General features: G+C 70.7%; 4 protein-coding genes, 1 tRNA gene and 1 pseudogene. All 6 read left to right on the top strand.

Annotated elements, in window-relative coordinates:
- Window positions 1-497: pseudogene (locus M0P34_RS13045) on the top strand (porin); the annotation flags it as partial.
- Window positions 498-703: 206 nt separating this feature from the next.
- The gene (gene hisD, locus M0P34_RS13050; protein ID WP_291499849.1) at window positions 704-2,008 is read left to right on the top strand and encodes a histidinol dehydrogenase; all 1,305 of its coding nucleotides are present in this window, start codon (window positions 704-706) and stop codon (window positions 2,006-2,008) included.
- Between the two features lie 98 nt (window positions 2,009-2,106).
- Window positions 2,107-3,006 (top strand): phosphoribosylaminoimidazolesuccinocarboxamide synthase, encoded by a 900-nt coding sequence (locus tag M0P34_RS13055; protein ID WP_291499851.1) that lies wholly within the window; start codon window positions 2,107-2,109, stop codon window positions 3,004-3,006.
- A gap of 160 nt (window positions 3,007-3,166) precedes the next feature.
- A complete protein-coding gene (locus tag M0P34_RS13060; RefSeq protein ID WP_291499855.1) occupies window positions 3,167-4,252 on the top strand; it encodes a nitronate monooxygenase family protein in 1,086 nt (361 codons plus the stop codon).
- A gap of 109 nt (window positions 4,253-4,361) precedes the next feature.
- The gene (locus tag M0P34_RS13065) at window positions 4,362-5,465 is read left to right on the top strand and encodes a DegT/DnrJ/EryC1/StrS family aminotransferase (RefSeq protein WP_291499853.1); all 1,104 of its coding nucleotides are present in this window, start codon (window positions 4,362-4,364) and stop codon (window positions 5,463-5,465) included.
- Window positions 5,466-5,962: 497 nt separating this feature from the next.
- Window positions 5,963-6,054, top strand: a tRNA-Ser gene (locus M0P34_RS13070).

The following is a 6,054-nucleotide window of genomic DNA, read 5'->3' on the forward strand; positions in this document are numbered from 1 at the left end:
CCCTCATGTACGGCACCGGTGACGACGACGATCCGACCGACGGTTCCGAAGTGCTGCCCACCCTGGCCAACACCGGCGTCGGCTCCGGCGGCTTCGGCCTGACCCACCTGGGCTTCGACGGCGCTGCCTGGACCGAGTCCGGCGGCATCCTGGGCGGCCGCACCGACTACGCCGCCCTGGCCCTGATCATCGACGACATCAGCTTCGTGGAGAACCTGACCCACAAGCTGACCATCGCCTACGGCAAGGGCACCACCGATTCCGACCTGATCAAGAAGTACGGCGCCGGCCTGCTGGGCGTCACCCCCATCCTGACCGACGAGGACTCCTTCTGGGAAGTGAACTTCGACTCCACCTACCAGATCTACGAGAACCTGTCCCTGGCCGGCAAGTTCGGCTACGTCAACGTCGACCGCGACGAGGACGTGTGGGGCAACGCCAACTCCGATCTGGACAACGCCTACAAGTTCACCGTCATCCTGCGCTACAACTTCTAGTTGTGGCCTGACCATCTGCTGACGCCCACCACCACGGGCCGGAACCTTCGGGTTCCGGCCCTTTTTTCATTCGCCGGTCGGGGCGCGCCGCCCCGCCCCCCCGCCCCGGCCGGGCGCGGCTGGCGGCTCGACTTTTGGCCCGCGCTCCTCTATACAAACCCGCACGGCGCCGCGCGCCGCAATCCACCGCCGAGGAGACCCCGCCCATGCCCTGCCGCGATCTGGCATATTCCGGCCCCGAGTCCTGGCCCGCCATCGAGCAATGGCTCACCCCCCGCGCCGAGCCCGGCGCCACCGTGGACGGCGCCGTGGCCGACATCCTGGCCGACGTGCGCGCCCGCGGCGACGAGGCCCTGGCCGACTACGGGCGGCGCTTCGACTGCCAGACCCTGACCCCCCGGGGCCTGCGCGTGCCCGCCGCCGAGATCGCCGCCGCCCGGGAGCGCGTGCCCGCCGCCGACCTGGACATCCTGGCCGAGGCCGCCGCCAACATCCGCGCCTTCCACGAGGGCCAGCGCGAAAACTCCTGGTGGACCACCCGCCCCGACGGCACCATCCTCGGCCAGATGGTCCGCCCCGTGGATCGCGTGGGGCTCTACGTTCCCGGCGGGCAGTCCGGGCAGACGCCCCTGGTCTCCAGCCTGCTGATGAACGCCATCCCGGCCCAGGTGGCCGGGGTGGGCTCCATCTGCGTGGCCTCGCCGCCGCGCCCCGACGGCAGCCTGGACCCCGTGCTCCTGGCCACGGCGGCGCTGCTGGGCATCGACGAGGTGGTGCGCATGGGCAGCGCGTGGGCCATCGCCGCCTTCGCCTACGGCACGGCCACCGTGGCCCCGGTGGATGTCATCGCCGGGCCGGGCAACATCTTCGTGACCACGGCCAAGCGCCTGCTCATGGGCCGCGTGGGCATCGACATGATCGCCGGGCCCAGCGAAATCGCCATCATCGCCGACGCCAGCGCCGACCCGGCCTGGCTGGCTGCGGACATGCTCTCCCAGGCCGAGCACGACCCCCTGGCCTCGGCCATCCTGGCCACGCCCGACGCGGCCCTGGCCCGGGCCGTGCGCGCCGAGCTTGCGCGCCAGGCCGAGCTGCTGCCCCGCGCGGACATCGCCGCCCGCGCCCTGCAAGCCTGGGGCGCCACCATCCTCACTCCGGACCTGGACGCCGCCGTGGACCTCGTGAACCGTCTGGCCCCCGAGCATCTGGAGCTGGCCGTGGCCGACCCCTGGGCGCTGGTTGGCCGCGTGCGCCACGCCGGGGCCATCTTCATGGGCCACACCAGCCCCGAGCCCGTGGGCGACTATTTCGCCGGGCCGAACCATGTGCTGCCGACCCTGTCCACGGCGCGCTTCTCCTCGGCCCTGTCGGTGCAGACGTTCATCAAGAAATCCAGCGTGATCGCCACAAGCCCGGCCTTCACCGCCGCCAACGCGCACAAGATCGCGCGCCTGGCGCGCATGGAGGGCCTGGAGGCCCACGCCCGCTCCGTCGAGGCCCGCCGGGGCTAGCTGCCGGGAGCCCGCCCGGGCCGGGCGCTGGCGGGCCTCTTCCAAATCCGGCGCCTTTGGCGTAAGGTAAAACAATTTTCCCGAAGCGAGGAACCGCAATGCAAGTGGTCACCAGGACGGACATCGCCGAATATCCCCTGCTCTCGCGCGGCAAGGTCCGCGACATCTACGAGATCGACGCCGAACGCCTACTCATCGTCACCACCGACCGCATGAGCGCCTTCGACGTGATCATGAACGAACCCATCCCGTACAAGGGCGTGGTCCTGAACCTCATCACCCTGTTCTGGATGGACAAGTTCGGCGAAATCATCCCCAACCACCTGCTGGAATCCGACGTGTCGCGCTTCCCGGCGCCCCTGGCGCGCCACGCCGACGCCCTGGAGGGCCGCGCGGTCATCGTGCGCCGCGCCCGGCCCCTGCCCGTGGAGTGCATCGTGCGCGGCTACATCACCGGCTCGGGCTGGAAGGACTACAAGGCCACCGGGCAGGTCTGCGGCTACACCCTGCCCCAGGGGCTGCGCGAGTCCGACAAGCTGGCCGAGCCGCTGTTCACGCCGTCCACCAAGGCCGAGCTGGGCAGCCACGACGAGAATATCACCGTGGAACAGGCCATGACCGCCGCGGGGCGGGACGTGGTACGCCAGGCCCAGGCCGCTGCCCTGGCCATCTACAAGGCCGGGCGCGACTACGCCGCCGGGCGCGGCATCCTCATCGCCGATACCAAGTTCGAGTTCGGCATGACCGACGCCGGGCTGATTCTCATCGACGAGGTGCTGACCCCCGACTCCTCGCGCTTCTGGCCCGTGGACGGCTATGCCCCCGGCCAGGGGCAGCCCAGCTTCGACAAGCAGTACCTGCGCGACTGGCTCTCGGCCCAGCCCTGGGACAAGACGCCCCCGCCCCCGGCCCTGACCCCCGAGGTGGTGGAGCGCACCCGGGCCAAGTATGTGGAAGCCTACGAGCGCCTGACCGGAGCGAGCTTTCCCGTGAAATGAGCCCCCGGCGCGGCCCGCGCCGGACCCCACAGCCCGCCCCGGCCCGGGGCGCGCAAGCGAGGACACGCCAGTGAAGATACCCGAGTTCAAGCTCCCGGAACTGAAGCTGCCCGAGTTCAAGATGCCCGAACTCAGGATGCCCCAGCTCCAGATGCCGGAAATCAAGATGCCCGAGCTGTGCATCGGCGACCTGGTGGCCAAGGTGCCCATCATCCAGGGCGGCATGGGCGTTGGCATCTCCATGTCCGGCCTGGCCAGCGCCGTGGCCAACGAGGGCGGCATCGGCGTCATCGCCGCCGCCATGATCGGCTTCAAGGACAACGCCGCCGCCAAGGACTCCGAGGCCCACGTCCGGGCCCTGGAAAACGAGCTGCGCGCCGCCCGCGAAAAGACCGACGGCATCGTCGGCGTGAACATCATGGTCGCCCTGACCAATTTCGCCGACATGGTGCGCACCTCGGTGCGCGAGCGAGCGGACATCATCTTCTCCGGCGCGGGCCTGCCCCTGGACCTGCCCGGCTACCTGACCGAGGGCGCGCGCACCAAGCTTGCGCCCATCGTCAGCTCCGGCCGCGCGGCGGCCATCATCTGCAAGAAATGGCTCTCGCGCTTCGACTACCTGCCCGACGCCTTCGTGGTCGAGGGCCCCAAGGCGGGCGGGCACCTGGGCTTCAAGCCCGAGGAGATCGACAACCCCGCCTTCGAGCTGGAAAAGCTCGTGGCCGATGTCATCGAGTCCGTGCGACCCTTCGAGGAGCAGAAGGGGCGGCGCATCCCGGTGGTCGCGGCGGGCGGGGTCTACGACGGCGGGGACATCGGCAGGATGCTGGCCCTTGGCGCCTCGGGCGTGCAGATGGGCACCCGCTTCGTGGCCACCCACGAATGCGACGCCGACATCCGCTTCAAGGAGTCCTTCGTCAAGGCCACCGAGGCCGACGTGGAGATCATCAAAAGCCCCGTGGGCCTGCCGGGCCGCGCGGTGCACAGCAAGTTCCTGGAGGCCGTGCGCGAGGGGCGCCGCCGCCCGTTCCGCTGCCCCTTCCACTGCATCAAGACCTGCGACATAACCAAGAGCCCGTACTGCATCGCCGCCGCCCTGACCAACGCCGTCAAGGGCAGGCTGGAGCACGGCTTCGCCTTCGCCGGGGCCAACGTGCACCGCGTGAAGGAGATCGTCTCCGTGGGCGAGCTGATTGCCTCGCTCAAGGCCGAATACGCCAGGGCCCTGGGCGCCACCAAGGCCTAGGCCCCGGCCGCGACAGCGCGCCCCGGGCGGCAGCCGGATTTTGCCGGGCCGCCCGGGGCGCGTGCCGTCTGCGCCCCCCGCCGCACCCCAACCCGTCTTTGGAGGCGCCATGAACGTCCCCTTCAACAGCCTCAAGATCCAGCTCGCCCCCTGCGAGAACGACCTGCGCGCCGCCTTCGAGCGCGTGCTGGAGCGCGGCTGGTTCCTCATGGGCCCCGAGGTCGAGGCATTCGAGGCCGAATTCGCCGCCTGGCTCGGCCGGGGCGCCTGCGTGGCCATGAACAGCGGCACCGACGCCCTGGTCCTGGCCCTGCGCGCCCTGGGCTGCGCGGGGGGCGAGGTTGTCCTGCCCGCGCATACGGCCCTGCCCTGCTACCACGCCGTGCTGGCCGCCGGATGCACACCCGTGTTCGCCGAGGTCCGCGAAGACACCTACACCCTGGACCCGGCCAGCGCCGCGCGCATGATCGGCCCCCGGACGCGGGCGGTCATGGCCGTGCACCTCTACGGCCAGCCCTGCGACCTGGACGAACTGGGTGCCCTGTGCGCCGGGCACGGCCTGCCGCTCATCGAGGATTGCGCCCAGAGCCACGGCGCCACCTACAAAGGCCGACGCGCGGGCACCTTCGGCGCCCTGGCGGCCTTCAGCTTCTACCCCACCAAGAACCTCGGCGCCCTGGGCGACGGCGGCGCCGTCTGCTGCGACAGTGGCGACGCGGAAACCGCCCTGCGCCTGGAACGCCAATACGGCGAGTCCAGCCGCTACCACAGCGCCGTGCCCGGCGTGAACAGCCGGCTGGACGAGATGCAGGCCGCGTTCCTGCGCCTGCGCCTGGGGCGCCTGGAGGCCGACAACGCCGCGCGCCGCGCCCTGGCCGGGCAGTACGACGCCCTGCTGGCGGGCACGCCGCTGATCCTGCCCGCCACGGCGCCGGACCGCGACCACGTCTACCACCTCTATGTGGTGCGCGCCCCGCGCCGCGAGGCGCTGATGGAACACCTGCGCTCGCGCGGCATCGGCACGGCCGTCCACTATCCCGTGCCCGGGCATCGCCAGCCGCTCTTCGCCCAGGGCCGCGCGCCCATGCGCGCCGACGACCTCGCCCTCAGCGAGCGCCTGGGCGCCGAGGTGCTCTCCCTGCCGCTGTATCCGGGCCTGGAGCCCGGGCAGGTGGAAGAAGTCTGCGCGGCCATCCGCGCGTTCTACGCCTAGCGGGCCGCACCAGATGACGCCCTGCGGCGCGGCCCAAGCCCTCCGGGCCCGCACGTCCTGAGAAGGGCGGGCGCCGCGCGAGGCGCGGGGCGGCGCAAAGGCCGCTGCCGCGCGGCGACGGCCCGGCATTGACACCGCGCGCCCAGGCCTTAGCTTTGCGGATACGCGGCCCACGCGGCCGCAAGGAGGCCCAATGGACAACCTGCTGCCCCTCTTGGGGGTCGTCGCCGTCTACATCGTACTGGTGAAACTCGTCTTCCCCAGGCTGGGCATCCGGGGTTGAGGCCCGGCCGCGGAGTGCAGTTGGCACCCCAAGGACAAGGCCCCCGGCAAGCCCGAGCCCCCCGAAGCCCCCAAACGCCCCGAAGGCCACTGATCCCGGGACGCCCGTCCGGGTCAAAAAGCGAAGGAATCCGCCCCCATGCGGATTTCTTCATTTTTCAGCCCCCCAAGCCTTGAAAAGCGCCCGGCTTTTTACTACATAGGCACTCCTTCGCGGAGAGGTGTCCGAGTCAGGTTTAAGGAGCACGCCTGGAAAGCGTGTACTGGGGAAACTCAGTCGGAGGTTCAAATCCTCTCCTCTCCGCCA

Origin of the sequence: Desulfocurvus sp., from assembly GCF_023230885.1 — a bacterium.
Lineage (GTDB): Bacteria > Desulfobacterota > Desulfovibrionia > Desulfovibrionales > Desulfovibrionaceae > Desulfocurvus.

What these genes read in the sequence shown, in the direction of transcription:
- M0P34_RS13065 (WP_291499853.1), top strand. Translation starts at nt 4,362, where the DNA reads ATGAACGTCCCCTTCAACAGCCTCAAGATCCAGCTCGCCCCCTGCGAG.
- M0P34_RS13055 (WP_291499851.1), top strand. Translation starts at nt 2,107, where the DNA reads ATGCAAGTGGTCACCAGGACGGACATCGCCGAATATCCCCTGCTCTCG.
- hisD (WP_291499849.1), top strand. Translation starts at nt 704, where the DNA reads ATGCCCTGCCGCGATCTGGCATATTCCGGCCCCGAGTCCTGGCCCGCC.